This window comes from Marinobacter sp. ELB17, from assembly GCF_000169375.1.
Lineage (GTDB): Bacteria > Pseudomonadota > Gammaproteobacteria > Pseudomonadales > Oleiphilaceae > Marinobacter.
This window is the reverse complement of the sequence record NZ_AAXY01000004.1, coordinates 205,277-220,404: the sequence shown is the minus strand read 5'-3', so window position 1 is coordinate 220,404 and position 15,128 is coordinate 205,277. Positions and strand designations below refer to the sequence as shown.

Below are 15,128 nucleotides of genomic sequence, written 5' to 3'. Positions count from 1 at the left end.
GCTTCCGATAAGTAGGCCAAAAACAAAAAAGAACCCTATAACTAGTCACATCACGCACGCCTAGCTGCGGGCAGTCCCGCCCAGACGTGCGGCGACAATATACTGATGAGGAATACGCGTTACGAACGGCTAAACCATTGCAAGCGAGGGGCATCCATGAGCATTCTGCAACAGTACAAAAACCGTTATGAAAGGACTCAAGAAGAAGAATTTTCTCTAGAGGAATACTTGGAGATCTGCAAAAACGACCCCGGAGCTTATGCTAGCGCTTCCGAGCGCCTACTACTGGCTATTGGCGAACCCGAACTGATAGACACCTCACGTGATACCAGATTGTCGCGTATCTTTTCCAACAAAGTCATCAAACGCTACCCGGAATTTTCCGAGTTCTACGGTATGGAAGAAGCGGTGGAAAACATCGTGTCTTTCTTCCGCCATGCGGCCCAAGGGCTAGAGGAAAAGAAACAGATTTTATACCTGCTGGGCCCGGTAGGCGGTGGTAAATCGTCACTGGCAGAAAAGCTCAAATCCCTGGTGCAAAAGGTGCCATTTTACGCCATCAAGGGCTCCCCGGTTAACGAGTCACCACTGGGCTTGTTTGATCCAGCCGAAGACACCGAAATTCTGCACGAAGAATACGGCATCCCCCCGCGTTATCTAAAAAACATCATGTCGCCTTGGGCCGTGAAGCGCCTGCACGAATTTGGCGGCGACGTCAGCCAGTTCCGAGTGGTGAAACGTTATCCGTCCATTCTGGACCAGATAGGCGTATCCAAAACCGAACCGGGCGACGACAACAACCAGGATATTTCCGCCCTAGTGGGCAAAGTGAATATCCGCATGCTAGAAGACTATTCCCAGGATGACCCAGACGCATACAGTTTCAGCGGCGGCCTGTGCAAAGCCAACCAGGGCTTGCTTGAATTTGTAGAGATGTTCAAGGCGCCCATCAAAGTTCTGCACCCCCTGCTGACCGCCACCCAAGAAGGCAACTACAACACAACCGAAGGCATGGGCTCTGTGCCCTTTGATGGCGTTATCCTGGCTCATTCTAACGAATCCGAGTGGCAAACCTTTCGCAACAACAAACACAACGAAGCCTTCCTGGACCGTGTGTACATTGTGAAAGTGCCCTACTGCGTGCGGGTAACTGAAGAGGTTGATATCTATCGCAAGCTGCTGGAACACAGTTCCCTGTCCGGTGCGCCCTGCGCGCCGGACACCCTGGACATGCTGGCCCAGTTCTCTGTGCTGTCACGCATAAAAGACCCGGACAATTCCAGTATTTTCTCGAAAATGCGGGTCTACGATGGCCAGAACATCAAAGACACCGACCCCAAGGCCAAATCGATTCAGGAATACCGCGATGCGGCCGGTGTGAATGAAGGCATGGATGGCCTGTCTACCCGTTTCGCCTTCAAGATCCTGTCGAAAGTGTTCAACTTCGACACTAACGAAGTTGCCGCCAACCCGGTGCACCTGCTGTATGTGATTGAAAAACAGATTGAGCAGGAACAGTTCCAGCCCGAAATTCAGGAGCGCTACCTGCGCTACATCAAGGAATTCCTGGCGCCCCACTACGTGCAGTTTATTGGTAAAGAAATTCAGACTGCGTACCTGGAAAGCTACAGCGAATACGGCCAGAACCTGTTCGATCGCTACGTCACCTATGCCGACTTGTGGATTCAAGATCAGGAATTCCGCGACCCGGACACCGGGGAAATTCTGGACAGAGTCTCTATTAACGAAGAACTGGAGAAAATCGAGAAGCCGGCGGGTATCAGCAACCCCAAAGATTTCCGCAACGAGGTCGTCAACTTTGTGCTGCGCGCCCGTGCCAATAACCAGGGCGACAACCCTTCCTGGCTGAGCTATGAAAAACTGCGCAGTGTGATCGAGAAGAAAATGTTCTCGAACACCGAAGACTTGCTGCCGGTGATTTCATTCAATCCCAAAGCCAGCAACGAAGACCAGAAAAAGCACAAGCAGTTCGTCGACCGGATGGTAGACCGCGGTTATACCGAAAAACAGGTGCGGTTGCTCGCCGAGTGGTACCTGCGGGTTCGCAAATCCCATTAACCGGTAATGGGCGCACTGTATAGCGCACTGCATAGAGGGAAGCGTTATGGGAAGCACCCACATTATTGACCGACGTCTGAACGGTAAAAACAAAAGCGCAGTGAATCGGGAACGATTCCTGCGCCGTTATCGCCATCACATAAAAAAGGCCGTGGCTGAAGCGGTGAAAAAGCGTTCCATTACCGATGTGGAGCACGGGGAAAGCGTGAGCATTCCCAACCGCGACATTCAGGAACCGATCTTTCACCACGGCCAGGGCGGGCGCCAGGAAGTGGTGCACCCCGGCAATCAGGAGTTTCTGGCAGGCGACACCCTTCCCAAACCGCCCGACGGTGGCGGACAGGGTCAAGGCAATGGCCAGGCCAGCCAAGATGGCGAGGGAATGGACGACTTCGCCTTTCAGATTACTCAGGAAGAATTCCTGAACTTCCTTTTTGACGATTTGGCGCTGCCCAATCTGGTGCGAAAACGTCTGAAAGACACCGAATCGTTCAAATACGTGCGTTCTGGCTTCAGCACCCAAGGGGTGCCCGCCAAGCTGGACGTTATTCGTTCTCTACGCGGGGCCCACGCCCGCCGCCTGGGCTTAAGTGGAGCCCGCCGACATAAAATCCGCGAACTGGAAGAGCAGCTCGCAGCACTGAGAATCGCGCCAGATGATCTGGACGCTGCGTTCAGCCACGCCGATCAGATTCAGGTTCTGGAAGAAGAAATCGCACGGCTGAAAACCAACGTGAAGCACATTCCGTTTATTGACGAAATCGACTTGCGCTACCGCCAGCACCTGAAGCAGCCGCAACCAGCCACCAGCGCGGTGATGTTCTGTCTGATGGACGTGTCAGGCTCTATGACGCAAACCCACAAAGACATCGCTAAACGCTTCTTTATTTTGCTGTACCTGTTCTTGCAGAAGAACTACAAAAAAATCGACGTGGTGTTTATTCGCCACCACACCAGCGCCAAAGAGGTGAACGAAGAAGAGTTTTTCTATTCGCGGGAAACCGGCGGAACCATTGTGTCCAGCGCCCTGAATCTGATGCAGAAAATCATCGACAGCCGCTATTCACCGGCCGAGTGGAACATTTACGCCGCCCAGGCATCCGACGGCGACAACTGGAATGACGACTCCCCGGTGTGCAGCAAACTGTTAACAGAGCGGCTGCTTCCGCTGGTGCAGTATTACGCCTACATAGAGATTACGCCCCAGAACCACCAGATGCTCTGGTACGAATACGAGAAAATTCTGGCGCGCTTTCCGCACGCATTCGCGATGCAGCAAATTGCCGATGCCAGCGATATTTACCCGGTCTTCCGCCGGCTGTTCGAGAGGAAAGCCGCATGAATGAACACGACGACCGCACACCGCGCGTTGACAGCCCGCCCGAGCCGTCTAAGGCGGTAAAGGCGCGGGAGCCGATTTCGACCGGGTCAGAATGGACCTTTGACCTGATCCAGCGCTACGACGAAGAAATCGCAAAATGTGCAGCTGAACTCGGCCTGGACACCTACCCCAATCAAGTAGAGGTGATCAGCGCCGAACAGATGATGGACGCTTACAGCTCTGTGGGCATGCCGGTAGGCTACAATCACTGGTCGTTCGGCAAGCAGTTCCTCAACACATCGAAAGGTTACCAGCGCGGGCAAATGGGGCTGGCCTATGAAATCGTCATCAACTCAGACCCGTGTATCGCCTACCTGATGGAAGAGAACACCCTGCCCATGCAAGCGCTGGTGATTGCCCACGCCTGCTATGGCCACAATTCTTTCTTTAAAGGCAACTATCTTTTTCGCACCTGGACCGACGCCAGCGCGATTATTGATTACCTGGTATTTGCCCGCCATTACATCGCTGAATGTGAGGAGCGCCACGGTGTAGACGCGGTGGAGGAAGTGCTGGACTCCTGCCACGCGCTGATGAACTACGGGGTTGATCGCTACAAGCGGCCATCGCCCATTTCCGCCGGCGAGGAGAAGCTGCGCCAGACCGAACGCGAAGAATACCAGCAACGCCGCATCAACGATTTGTGGCGCACCATTCCCCTGCCCACCGATGACAGCGACCCCGAAAGTAAGAAAAAGCGTTTCCCGGAGGAGCCCCAAGAAAACATTCTGTACTTCATTGAAAAGAACGCGCCTTTGCTGGAAACCTGGCAGCGGGAAATTATTCGCATTGTGCGCAAACTGGGGCAGTATTTTTATCCACAGCGGCAAACCCAGGTGATGAACGAAGGCTGGGCAACTTTCTGGCACTACACCCTGATTCACGCGCTGTACGACAAAGGGCTGGTAACCGACGGTTTCATGCTGGAACTGCTGGCTAGCCATACCGCGGTGGTTTACCAACCACCGTTCAACAGCCGTTATTATTCCGGCATAAACCCTTACACCCTGGGGTTTGCGATCTTCACCGACTTACGCCGACTTTGTGAGCAGCCCACAGACGAAGATCACGAATGGTTCCCCGACATTGCCGGCTCCGATTGGCGGGAAACCCTGCATTTCGCCATGAAAAACTTCAAAGACGAGAGTTTCATCCAGCAGTTTCTGTCGCCCAAAGTGATGCGCGATTTAAAACTGTTTGCCATTGAAAACGACGATAAAGAAGACGCCTACCTGGTGACCGCCATTCACGATGAAACCGGGTACCGCACACTGCGTGAGAAGCTGGCGCGGCAATACAACCTGAGCAGTCGCGAGCCGGATATTCAGGTGTGGAATGTGGACTTGCGTGGCGACCGCTCGCTGACTCTACGCCACATTGTGAATGAACGTAGGCCGTTAGCGGACGATAGCGAAGAAGTGCTGCGCCACATACACCGGCTGTGGGGCTTCGATGTGCACCTGCAAAGTGTCAGTGACGGCAAAGTGGTGACAAAATATCAGTGCCCTTCGGCAGCGCCAAAGACTTAACGGCGTTTTCCAGAAGATTGCCGACGATTTCCTGCAAATCCTGGGCGTCCATCCGTACTGGCAGGTTTTAGGCAGGCGTTCCGCCAGGGTGATCAACACGGCAACAGGTGTTTTCAACACGTGGGCCAGATTACCGGCAGCGGTTCGTTACATCCATGCCACCGTAAACGAAGGCATGCCGCAAATTGAAGCTGGATGACCGCAGCTAAGCAAAAAACCCCTGCTATCGGCGCTTAGGCTCTGGTGGCTGTCTTGCCGTTTCTGCAAAATTCTCTTGTGTCAGCATTCGTTTATCGTGACAGTACCTCATATACTGAAAGGTCAGGGTTCTCTGCCCTTTTTCATGTTCCAGATACAGTAGGGGTGCGCACGGAATGAAACGCCTGGCAACATTGGACGCGTCTTGGCTAGCGGTCGAGTCTGACGATACACCCATGCACGTGGGCAACTTGCAGATTTTCAGCCTGCCCGACAACGCCCCATCTACATTCGCGGGCGACTTGGTCAAAAGCATGAAGCAAGCCGGTAATGTTGAGCTTCCCTGGGGCTGCAAGCTGGTATGGCCAGGCTTTCTGGGCCGCGTTCTGGCGCCCACCTGGAAGCACGACAAGCATATTGATCTGGATTATCACGTGCGCCACTCGGCCCTACCAAAACCCGGTGGTGAACGCGAACTGGGGGAACTGGTATCGCGCCTGCACTCCAACCCGCTGGATCTGTCGCGGCCGCTGTGGGAGTGCCACATGATCGAAGGGCTGGAACACAACCGTTTTGCCCTGTACACGAAGATGCATCACTGCATGATTGATGGCATCAGTGGTGTACGCCTGATGCAAAGGGTGCTGAGCAAATCCCCCGACGAGCGCGACATGCTGCCACCCTGGTCAGTACGCCCGGAAAGCACGCGCGGCAAAAAGACCGACAGCGAGGCCAGCGTGCCGGGTGCTATATCCCAAGCTATGGAAGCTCTCAAACTGCAGTTGGGCTTGGCACCACGGCTGTGGCAAGCCAGCAATCGCCTGATTCACTCGGTACGCCATCCGGAAGACGGTCTGACCGCGCCCTTCACCGGCCCGGTTTCCAAGATCAATCATCGGGTTACTGGCCAGCGCCGCTTCGCCACCCAGCAGTATCAGTTAGAAGATATGAAAGCCATGGCCCGCGCCTCGGGCAGCTCGATGAACGACATTGTGCTGTATTTGTGCGGTACTGCGTTGCGGCGTTTTCTGCTGGAACAGGACGATTTGCCTGAAATATCATTAACAGCAGGCATACCGGTCAACATTCGCCCGGCGGATGACGAAGGCACAGGAACCCAGATCAGCTTCATGATTGCCGCCCTGGCCACCAACCAACCTGATCCGCTAACGCGCCTGAAATGCATCAAGGAATCTTCGTGCAAAGCCAAAGAGCACTTGCAAAAATTGCCCAAGAAAGCGTTGACCCAATACACCATGATGCTGATGTCGCCCTACATATTGCAGCTGATGTCTGGCTTGGGCGGGCGCATGCGACCGGTATTTAACGTAACCATCTCCAACGTTCCGGGGCCCACCGAAGATCTTTATTACGAAGGCGCCAAACTCGAAGCCATGTATCCGGTGTCGCTGATCACCCACGGCGGAGCGTTGAACATTACTTGCCTGAGCTATGCCGGATCATTGAACTTTGGTTTCACTGGTTGCCGCGACACCTTACCCAGCATGCAGAAGCTGGCCGTGTATACCGGGGAAGCATTGGAAGAACTCAGAACCCTGCTGTTACCGCCAAAGAAAAAACCCAGCCCACGCAAACCTAGAACGGCCGCGAAAAAGAAGCCCGCGGTGAACAGCAACGCTAGCTGATCTGCAGCAGCTGCAGCAACTGCGATTGCTGTGGCTGGCGCACCACGTCGGCGAGGGTGTAAGTATCCAGGGTCGCTAAAAAAGCCTGCAAGGCTTCCCGTAACATCGATTGCAAACTGCAAACCGGGGTAATACAACACTGATTGTTCGCGGAAAAGCACTCAACCAGATTGAGATCCGGCTCGGTATCGCGAACTAGAGCACCAATATTGATGGAGCTGGGCTGACGTCGCAGCCGCATGCCGCCGTTTTTGCCTCTCACTGTTTCTATGTAGCCCTTAAGGTTGAGCTGGTGCACCACCTTCATCAGGTGGTTTTTGGAAATATCATAGGCATCGGCTACGTCCTGAATGGTAACCAGGCGGTCACCACAAGCAGCCAGGTAAACCAGCACTCGCAGCGAATAATCGGTGTAACGGGTGATGTGCATAAACAACTCCAGCTAGCGTGCATCTGACACTAATAAGTCGGACGGGTCAGCAAATAGCATGCAACAGCCACCAGCGTAATCCCCACTATCATCAAAACCAGCGGCTTCGCGCCGCCCCTGAACAAAAAACCCCAGCTTAGCGTCATCATCGAGCAGGCCAGCACTTTGGCGCTGGCCGGAACGGCTTGGCGGGTGCGCCACTGCAAAATAGCGGGGCCAAACGTAGGATGATTATCTAACCGAAAAACGTCGAGATATACCGAATCCGGTTTTACGATAATGGTTACTCATAGTGCTGATTTCACAACCATTAAACTGTGGCTTCAGTATAACGTTGATCAGTGGATCGGTCTGCCCAAACGGCTCAGAAAAACCAGCCGCACAATGTAGGAAATTTTGATACCCACCGCGAACAACAAGGTACCAATGTGAGCTAGAACCTGCAGCATCATTGGCAACCGGGCCGCCAACGGGTACGCCAACACAACGGTCACCAGCAGACCCAGCACCGACCAGACAATTGCGCTATTGGCACGAAACAGCATCTTTTCCACCTTTTTACCCTCGGCTACTTTTAAACATCTATTTTATAGATATCTTTGAGAGAAGCACACTTTTTTCTGCCCTGCGAATGATCTAAATGATGTGCACTCGAAAGTCAGGCAAAGCTACCCCGCTGGGGGTATCGGATTTCACGCTCCGGTCTGCGATAATCTGTGCTATAACTTTTAAAAGATTCGAACTGGCTGCCACGGGAACTGTGCCAATGTCTAACAACAAGCTAACGGATCGCTTCGGGCGCACCATCAATTATGTCCGTTTATCAGTGACCGACCGCTGCGACTTCCGCTGCGTTTATTGCATGGCGGAAGACATGACCTTCCTGCCCCGCCAACAAGTGCTCACCCTGGAAGAAATCGCAAGGTTGGCCCATAACTTTGTGGAACTGGGCACCGAAAAAATACGCCTGACCGGCGGTGAACCACTGGTGCGAAGGGGCATCGTTGATCTGGTGACAGAAATCGGCGGTTATGGCCTGCGTGATTTCGCCATGACCACCAACGGCAGCCAGCTGTCCTCTATGGCAGAACCGCTGCGCAAAGCAGGGCTTCATCGCTTGAACATCAGTCTGGATTCGCTGGACGCCGAAAAATTTCGAAGCATTACCCGCACAGGCAAACTGTCGCAGGTGCTTGAGGGCATAGACGCCGCCCGCGAGGCCGGTTTCCGTGGTATTAAACTGAACACAGTGGTGATGAAAGGCCGTAACGATCAGGATGTGCCCGAACTGGTTGAGTACGCCCGCCGCAAGCAGGTAGACATCACCTTTATTGAAGAAATGCCCCTGGGCGAGATTTCAGAACATGATCGCGGCGAAGCTCTTTGCACCAGCGACGAAGTGCGCGAGATCATTACCCGCCATCACGACCTGATTCCTTCCGCCGCAGACTCCGGTGGCCCGGCGCGCTATTACCGCATGGCAGACAGCCCGATTCAGGTCGGTTTTATTTCACCCCATTCCCACAACTTCTGCTCCACGTGCAACCGGGTGCGGGTCACTGTGGAAGGCCGCCTTCTGCTGTGTTTGGGCAACGAACACTCCGTGGACCTGCGACGAGTGCTGCGCGCCAACCCCATTTCTGACCAACGCCTGCAAGATGCCATCGCCCAGGCGATGGATCTGAAACCGGAAAAACACCACTTTTCCATCAACGGTGAGGTGCAGGTGCTGCGCTTTATGAACATGACCGGCGGCTAGGGCGGCCCAAGCCGCACGTCAAACACGCTTCAGGCACGCTGCCTGTAAACCAAAGCACCGTCAGAACCGAGGAACCCCGCAATCGCGGGGTTTTTTATTGCCTGGCGCCCCGCCAACGTCGCTTATTTTTCACACAAATATTTGCAAGGCAGCTATGCTGTTTTGATGTGATCTTCAATAAAACCAATCATAAAACGCCATGAAACACTATCAAACCGATGTTGCCGTAATCGGTGCCGGCCTGGCCAATACTCCTGGTAAGTAATGAACTACCGAATTGCCGTACGCGAACTGGAGGCATACAAACCGACACCTGTTCAAGAGTGCTGTCAAAAAACGGCAGCCCCATACCCGGCCTATACGCAGCGGTCGAAGCGGCAGGATTTGGTGGCGGGGGCATCAGCGGCATACGCTCGCTGGAAGGTACGTTTTTATCAAACTGCGTACTTAACGGAAGACGAGCTGCTCCAGCCACCGACTTAGTTTGGTGCTATTACCGAGCTCTGCAAACCGAATAGACCGAGATATTTACCCCATAGGGAAAAGGCCACGACATGAAAAAAACAGGCGCCACCTTAGTAAGACACGCACTGGAACAACTGGGCATCCGCCACACTTTCGGCATACCGGGCGTTCACACCACTGAAATCTACGACGAACTGAATCGCTCCGAAACCATCACACCCATACTCGTTACCCATGAATGCGGCGCGGCGTTCATGGCCGACGCCGTCAGCCGCAGCGGCGCCGATATTGGCACCCTGCTGATCGTACCGGCTGCCGGCGTAACCCACGCCGCCAGCGGCATCGGCGAAGCTGGTATAGACGGCATACCCATGCTGATCATCTCCGGTGGCATACACTCCGCCAGCGGCCACCGCTACCAACTGCACGAAATGGACCAGCACGCGTTACTGAAACCCATCACCAAAAAAACCTGGCGCGTAACCAGCCACCGCGACATTATCTCCACGCTTTACCAGGCTTATAACACCGCCATCAGCGGCGAACCCGGCCCGGTATTTGTGGAAATACCCTACAACCTAAGCAACTTCCTGGGCGATGTAGACGACATGCCCGCCTATCAGAAGCCAGACGCCCACCCCCTGCCCGACCAGACTCAAATAGACGTCGCAGCGAAAGCCCTGATCGCCGCGCGCCAGCCTGGAATTTTCGCCGGCTGGGGCGCAGTAGACGCACAACCTGCGCTGATCGAACTGGCCGAGCACCTTGGCGCGCCGGTCGCCACCACATTGCAAGGCCTGAGCGCCTTCCCCGGCGACCACGCTCTGCATACCGGCATGGGCATGGGCAATTACGCCGTGCCGGCCGCCACCAATGCCTTTGCCCACATCGACTGCCTACTGGCCATCGGCACCCGTTTCGCGGAAATACCCACCGGCAGCTACGGTATAAAACCACCGAAAAACCTGATTCACCTGGACATAAACCCGCGAGTATTCAGCGCCAACTACCCTGCCAGCATAACCCTGGAAGGCGACGCCAAAAGCCTGCTTCCGGCGTTGCTCGCAGCCGTAAAGGCCCAAAAATCAGAAGCGGCAGACAGCACTGAATTGGCGAAACAGATTGCCGCAGACAAAGCCGCCTACCGCAAAGAATGGACGGATCACGACAGCGGTGACCGGGTAAACCCGGAACTATTTTTCAGCCAGCTGAACCAACGCCTGGACGACAACGCCATTGTGGTAGCAGACGACGGCAACCATACGTTTCTTGTGGCCGAACTGATGCCCATACTGGGGCCAAGAAACTACATGTCCCCCAGCGACTTCAACGCCATGGGCTACTGCGTGCCCGGCGCTATCGGCGCCAAACTGGCCAACCCGCAGCGTCAGGTAGTGGGAATTGTAGGCGACGGCGCGTTATTGATGACAGGCATGGAGCTGGTGACGGCGGTGCGCCAGCAAATCGGAGTGATGATCTTCGTGTTCAACGATGGCGAACTGTCACAAATCGCACAGGCCCAACAAATCCCCTACAACCAGAAAACTTGCACCGTACTGGGCCTGGTGAATTACCAGGCGTTCGCCCAGGCCTGCGGGGCAGAGTACGTTTCCATGGCTGGTAACGAGGACGTTGGTGATGCGCTGGACAACGCTCTGGCGCGCGCAGCAGCTGGGCATCCGGTGCTGGTGGATGTGCGCATCGACTACAGCAAACCCACCCGCTTCACCCAAGGCGTGGTAAAAACAAATCTGGCCAGAATGGCCACTCGTGACAAAGTACGAATTGTGGGAAGAGCGCTATGGAGAAGAGTGCGGTCGTAAGCCGGCCAGCGCACCAAAGTCGATGACCGCTTGGTTGCGGTGCGATCAGTGCTCCATCGAACCGTGATCCATAGCTGCCGGGCTGGCAGCATTCAGGTCAGACATTGTGATGTCAGCAAACGCCTTTACCTGGCCACCAAATTGAGCGGCAAATCCATCGGCAGCGGTGCTGTCTGCAAACGACGCCAACGTGGGCCCCATGGCGCCCATCCGTTCGGAACCAATCACGTAAAACGCCTCGCGGGCATCAATGAGCGCCGTATCCAGCGGGCTGTCCCACTCCGATTGCGCCATGTCGTGAACGTATAAGGTGTGATCGCGTTTGATATTTTCCGGCTGCAACACCCACGAAAACATATCCCTGGTTGAACAGAACTTATGTACCTGCTGTCGTTTCTCCGTAATAACTTCACCCTTCGGGCCGGGGAAGCCGGTAATGGCCATGCCGCAAACGTGGCACTCTTCGCCATCTTCGATGTGCACGGCTGCCGGCTTTTCCGTCGCGGCACTTTTCTGAGGCTCGGAACAGCCTGCCAACGCCAGCAGGCTTATCAACAAAAGGCCCAGCCCCAGAATCGACTTCCTAATACACCAACGATTTCCACTATCCATGCTCATTAACGACCACTCCGTTGTAGAAAAAAGTTCGGGCCACACCGAGAGCTCCGGCAAAGACGCTCGCGGCTAAATGCGACGATTGCGAAATAGCGCCCAAGCCGCCGTTAACGGCAGCACACACCAAAGCAGCAAAGCCAACCAAAGCCCGCCCTGGCCGATGGGTAAATCACTACCCAGACTCAGCACGCCACTGAGCTGGCGCCCCTCACCGAAGGCCAGAATATTCAACAAACGGTAGATATCTGTCGGGTTCAGCATCAGCAACCAGGGCAGCAGCTCCGGATTCAGCTTGCCTTCGCTGGCCACCAAAGAGCCCAGTAGCAGCAAATCAAACACCAGCACAAAGAAGAACCAGATCGCCAAGGCCAGGCCCGCGGCAACCGGCTTCTCGCTCGCGCGCACGCTCACCACATAAGCCAGGGCAATAAAGCTCCATCCCAACAAAATGGTAGAGCCAATAAATCGTAGCATCGCCAGTGCAAGGTCTGTGATGCCTACGTCTTCTACCAGCACCGCAATGGCAATACCCGCTACGCCAAAACCCAGAATCGTAGCAAACGCCAATGTCAGGCCGTGGCCCAGAAATTTGCCGAACAACAACTGACCGCGGCTAAGGGGATAGGTCATCAGAAGCAATAAAGTACCGCCCTCGTCTTCGCCAACGATTGCATCGTAGGCCAGCAGCAAGGCAATCAGCGGAATCAGGAATATGCCCAGGCTGGCCAAGCTGGCAATGGTCGCTGGGGTGGAGGCGTAGCCAACCTGACCAGAGGCAGCCGCACCAAACCAGGCGATGCCCGCGGCCAGAACAGCAAACACAATAGCAATGGCCAGCAGCCAGCGGTTACGCAAGCTGTCGCTGAGCTCTTTACGGGCGATGGTCCATACGCTGTTCATTGCACTTCCCCACGGTGAGCCAAGCCACCGGAACCGATAAAATGCACGTATATGTCCTCCAGGGTGGGCTGATGAATGCCCACATCCGCTACTTCGCCGGAGGCCATCAGTGCCGTCAGCAGTGGCATTTTATCGGCGGGGCGTACGTCTACCTGCAATCGGTTGTTGATGTTTTTCATCACCGGTCTGGTGACGCCGTTGCACTGGCGAATGGCGTTTTCCAAGGAATCCAAAGAGCCCGTTGGCTCCAACATCAACGTGACCGGCATATTAGCCTGGCGCCGCAGCGCTTCCAGATTGCCGCTGGCCTTTAAGGCGCCGTCGGTCAGAATCGCCGCGCGGTCGATGTAGGGCTCCACACCTGGCAACACATGGGAACAAAGCACAATGCCGGTTCCACTATCGCGCAAGGTGCGCAGCAGCCGGTACAGATCGGCGGTCGCGACTGGGTCAAGCCCCACCGTGGGCTCGTCTAACATCAACAGTTTGGGCTTTCCCAATAACGCCTGAGCCAGGCCCAAGCGTTGGCGCATGCCTTTCGAGTAGGTTTTCACCCGCCCGTCCATGGCATCGTCTAACCCAACCTGAGTCAGCAACTCTGGCACCTGGCGCAAGTCTGCGCCCTTTAAACGAGCGAAGTGCGCCAGAATTTCACGGCCGGTCAGCTGCGGATAGAACATGACGTTTTCTGGCAAATAGCCGATGTGCCGAGTTACCTGGGGGTCGCCCGCGCTGCCATCCAGCACCGACAAAAACCCCCCTACCGGCTGCATCAGACCCAGAATCAGCTTGATGGTGGTGGTTTTACCGGCACCGTTATGGCCAAACAGACCCAGAATTTCCCCAGGCTCCAGGCGCAAATCCACACCCTGCAGCACGGGGGCTTTGTGGTAACGGTAACTGACATTTTCAAGACGAAAACAGCTCATTTCGGCTCCGCAGAATTCGGGTTAGAAACAGCCGATGGAACACGTTCAGGCTCAGGTGGATACATCAGTGGATGGGAATCCTGAACCCCGGCGGCCTTGATCACCGGAAACGCATCCTGCACCCTGCGCAGGGTATCCACCGCCGGGCTGAACATCAGCACCTTGGCTTCCGGATAGGTCCATAGAAGACGATCGACGTTGTCATTAGGCTCGTAAGGAACGTCACCGGTGCCGTCCTGGTTACGATCCCAGCCCAGGTAGTCACTCCAGTAATTACCCACGCCATCTTTCGACCACTCCTGGGTGCGGGTGGCCACATACTTCACCTGGCGCTGGTTATTCACGAAGGCATTGTTGAACATTGTATTGTCTTCCGAGCCGGCGGTTAAGTGAATGCCAATATTGCTGTTGGCAAACACGTTATCGGTAAAGGTGTTGTACAGAGAGTTGTAAATAAACACCGCCTTACCCTCGGCACCCAACATCGCTGCCCCGGCAAACTGCCCCTTCGACACACCGGTAACCACATTGCCCCGCAGCTCGGACTGGGTAATAAAATTCATCAAAATGCCGTAATTCTCATCGTTCTCGGAACGGTTATTCAGCACCGTCAGCCGCTTGCTCTGCATCAACGCATAACCCGTGCGCGTGCCACGGGTAACATTGTTTTCCAGCAGGTTGTCCATCGAATACATGTAATGAATGCCATAGCGCAAATCGACCATCACATTATTGCGAATGCGGTTGTTGTTGGAGGTTTCAATATAAATCGCATCGCGGGTCTGACGGATGTCATTGCCTTCAATCAACGCGCCCTGAGTGTTGAACAAATGAATCCCGTTGCCCCGGTCATTGGAACGCATACTGGCATCGCCACGAATCACATTGCTAAGAACCGTCGCATCCGGCGTAGCATCCAGCCACACCCCAAACGCCGGACCCTGCAAGTTGTTGTTCGCAACCGTAACGCCGCGCGCCTCACGGGCCACAAAAATCCCCGCATCCAGCTCATTCAAATCCGAGCCCCAGTTACGCACCGTGCAGCCACTGAACGTAACGCCGGCAGCCAAAATATGCACCGCATTGCCCTCGCCTCCGCCATTAATCACCGTATCGGCATGGCAGCGAACCGTCACATTCGCCACCCGGATAACGATCGGTGAAACCTGTTCAGGCGGCAGCTCAAAAACCGCCCGCGGTTCCAGCGCATCCAGCTGTTGCTGGATGTCCGCTTGTGCGGTTAGCGGTAGCAAAGCGACGGTAAGAGCCACCACTAGGCGTAAAAGTCGGTGCATCAATCATTACTCAGTAAGGTAAAAGCCGCCAAACTCTGGCAAAACAAAAGAAAAAGGCTTTCCAAAACTGTGCGGAGCC

General features: G+C 54.9%; 14 protein-coding genes. 7 read left to right on the top strand and 7 right to left on the bottom strand.

Annotation, left to right across the window (positions count from 1 at the left end; all coding sequences use genetic code 11):
- Nucleotides 1-156 precede the first annotated feature (156 nt).
- The 4 genes from MELB17_RS07325 (at nucleotide 157) to MELB17_RS07310 (ending at nucleotide 6,833) form a co-directional block, all read left to right on the top strand.
- Nucleotides 157-2,079, top strand: coding sequence for a PrkA family serine protein kinase (locus MELB17_RS07325; RefSeq protein ID WP_007349540.1), 1,923 nt, complete (start codon nucleotides 157-159; stop codon nucleotides 2,077-2,079).
- Between the two features lie 46 nt (nucleotides 2,080-2,125).
- On the top strand, nucleotides 2,126-3,421 hold the full coding sequence (locus tag MELB17_RS07320; RefSeq protein ID WP_007349539.1) for a YeaH/YhbH family protein: 1,296 nt from the start codon (nucleotides 2,126-2,128) through the stop codon (nucleotides 3,419-3,421).
- Nucleotides 3,418-4,989, top strand: coding sequence for a SpoVR family protein (locus MELB17_RS07315; protein WP_007349538.1), 1,572 nt, complete (start codon nucleotides 3,418-3,420; stop codon nucleotides 4,987-4,989). The genes MELB17_RS07320 and MELB17_RS07315 overlap by 4 nt, the downstream gene beginning before the upstream one ends.
- 374 nt (nucleotides 4,990-5,363) lie before the next feature.
- Nucleotides 5,364-6,833 carry a WS/DGAT/MGAT family O-acyltransferase gene (locus MELB17_RS07310; protein ID WP_007349537.1) on the top strand — a complete coding sequence of 490 codons (1,470 nt, stop codon included), beginning with the start codon at nucleotides 5,364-5,366 and terminating at the stop codon, nucleotides 6,831-6,833.
- On the opposite strand, the gene MELB17_RS07305 is transcribed toward MELB17_RS07310, so the two are convergent.
- From MELB17_RS07305 to MELB17_RS07295, 3 genes are read right to left on the bottom strand one after another with little or no spacing between them, the layout of a single operon-like run.
- A complete protein-coding gene (locus MELB17_RS07305; RefSeq protein ID WP_007349536.1) occupies nucleotides 6,826-7,263 on the bottom strand; it encodes an Rrf2 family transcriptional regulator in 438 nt (145 codons plus the stop codon). The genes MELB17_RS07310 and MELB17_RS07305 overlap by 8 nt on opposite strands.
- A gap of 29 nt (nucleotides 7,264-7,292) precedes the next feature.
- The gene (locus MELB17_RS07300; protein WP_227498834.1) at nucleotides 7,293-7,541 is read right to left on the bottom strand and encodes a DUF454 family protein; all 249 of its coding nucleotides are present in this window, start codon (nucleotides 7,539-7,541) and stop codon (nucleotides 7,293-7,295) included.
- A 60-nt stretch (nucleotides 7,542-7,601) separates the two neighbouring features.
- Entirely contained in the window at nucleotides 7,602-7,808 is a 207-nt protein-coding gene (locus MELB17_RS07295) for a hypothetical protein (RefSeq protein WP_007349534.1), read from the bottom strand.
- 221 nt (nucleotides 7,809-8,029) lie between these two features.
- Between MELB17_RS07295 and moaA the strand changes: the two genes are divergently transcribed.
- From moaA to MELB17_RS07285, 3 genes are all read left to right on the top strand, one after another.
- Complete coding sequence (gene moaA, locus MELB17_RS07290; RefSeq protein WP_007349533.1) at nucleotides 8,030-9,022, top strand: GTP 3',8-cyclase MoaA; 993 nt, start codon at nucleotides 8,030-8,032, stop codon at nucleotides 9,020-9,022.
- 233 nt (nucleotides 9,023-9,255) lie between these two features.
- Nucleotides 9,256-9,540, top strand: a complete 285-nt coding sequence (locus tag MELB17_RS24350; protein ID WP_198136458.1) for an FAD-binding protein — start codon at nucleotides 9,256-9,258, stop codon at nucleotides 9,538-9,540.
- 36 nt (nucleotides 9,541-9,576) lie between these two features.
- Nucleotides 9,577-11,310 carry a thiamine pyrophosphate-binding protein gene (locus tag MELB17_RS07285; protein WP_007349532.1) on the top strand — a complete coding sequence of 578 codons (1,734 nt, stop codon included), beginning with the start codon at nucleotides 9,577-9,579 and terminating at the stop codon, nucleotides 11,308-11,310.
- Between the two features lie 45 nt (nucleotides 11,311-11,355).
- Here MELB17_RS07285 and MELB17_RS07280 read toward each other — a convergent pair whose 3' ends face one another.
- The 4 genes from MELB17_RS07280 to MELB17_RS07265 form a co-directional block, all read right to left on the bottom strand.
- Nucleotides 11,356-11,928 (bottom strand): nitrous oxide reductase accessory protein NosL, encoded by a 573-nt coding sequence (locus MELB17_RS07280; protein WP_007349531.1) that lies wholly within the window; start codon nucleotides 11,926-11,928, stop codon nucleotides 11,356-11,358.
- A gap of 66 nt (nucleotides 11,929-11,994) precedes the next feature.
- Entirely contained in the window at nucleotides 11,995-12,825 is an 831-nt protein-coding gene (locus MELB17_RS07275) for an ABC transporter permease (protein ID WP_007349530.1), read from the bottom strand.
- Complete coding sequence (locus tag MELB17_RS07270) at nucleotides 12,822-13,754, bottom strand: ATP-binding cassette domain-containing protein (RefSeq protein WP_007349529.1); 933 nt, start codon at nucleotides 13,752-13,754, stop codon at nucleotides 12,822-12,824. The genes MELB17_RS07275 and MELB17_RS07270 overlap by 4 nt, the downstream gene beginning before the upstream one ends.
- On the bottom strand, nucleotides 13,751-15,049 hold the full coding sequence (locus MELB17_RS07265) for a nitrous oxide reductase family maturation protein NosD (RefSeq protein ID WP_007349528.1): 1,299 nt from the start codon (nucleotides 15,047-15,049) through the stop codon (nucleotides 13,751-13,753). The genes MELB17_RS07270 and MELB17_RS07265 overlap by 4 nt, the downstream gene beginning before the upstream one ends.
- Nucleotides 15,050-15,128: the final 79 nt, after the last annotated feature.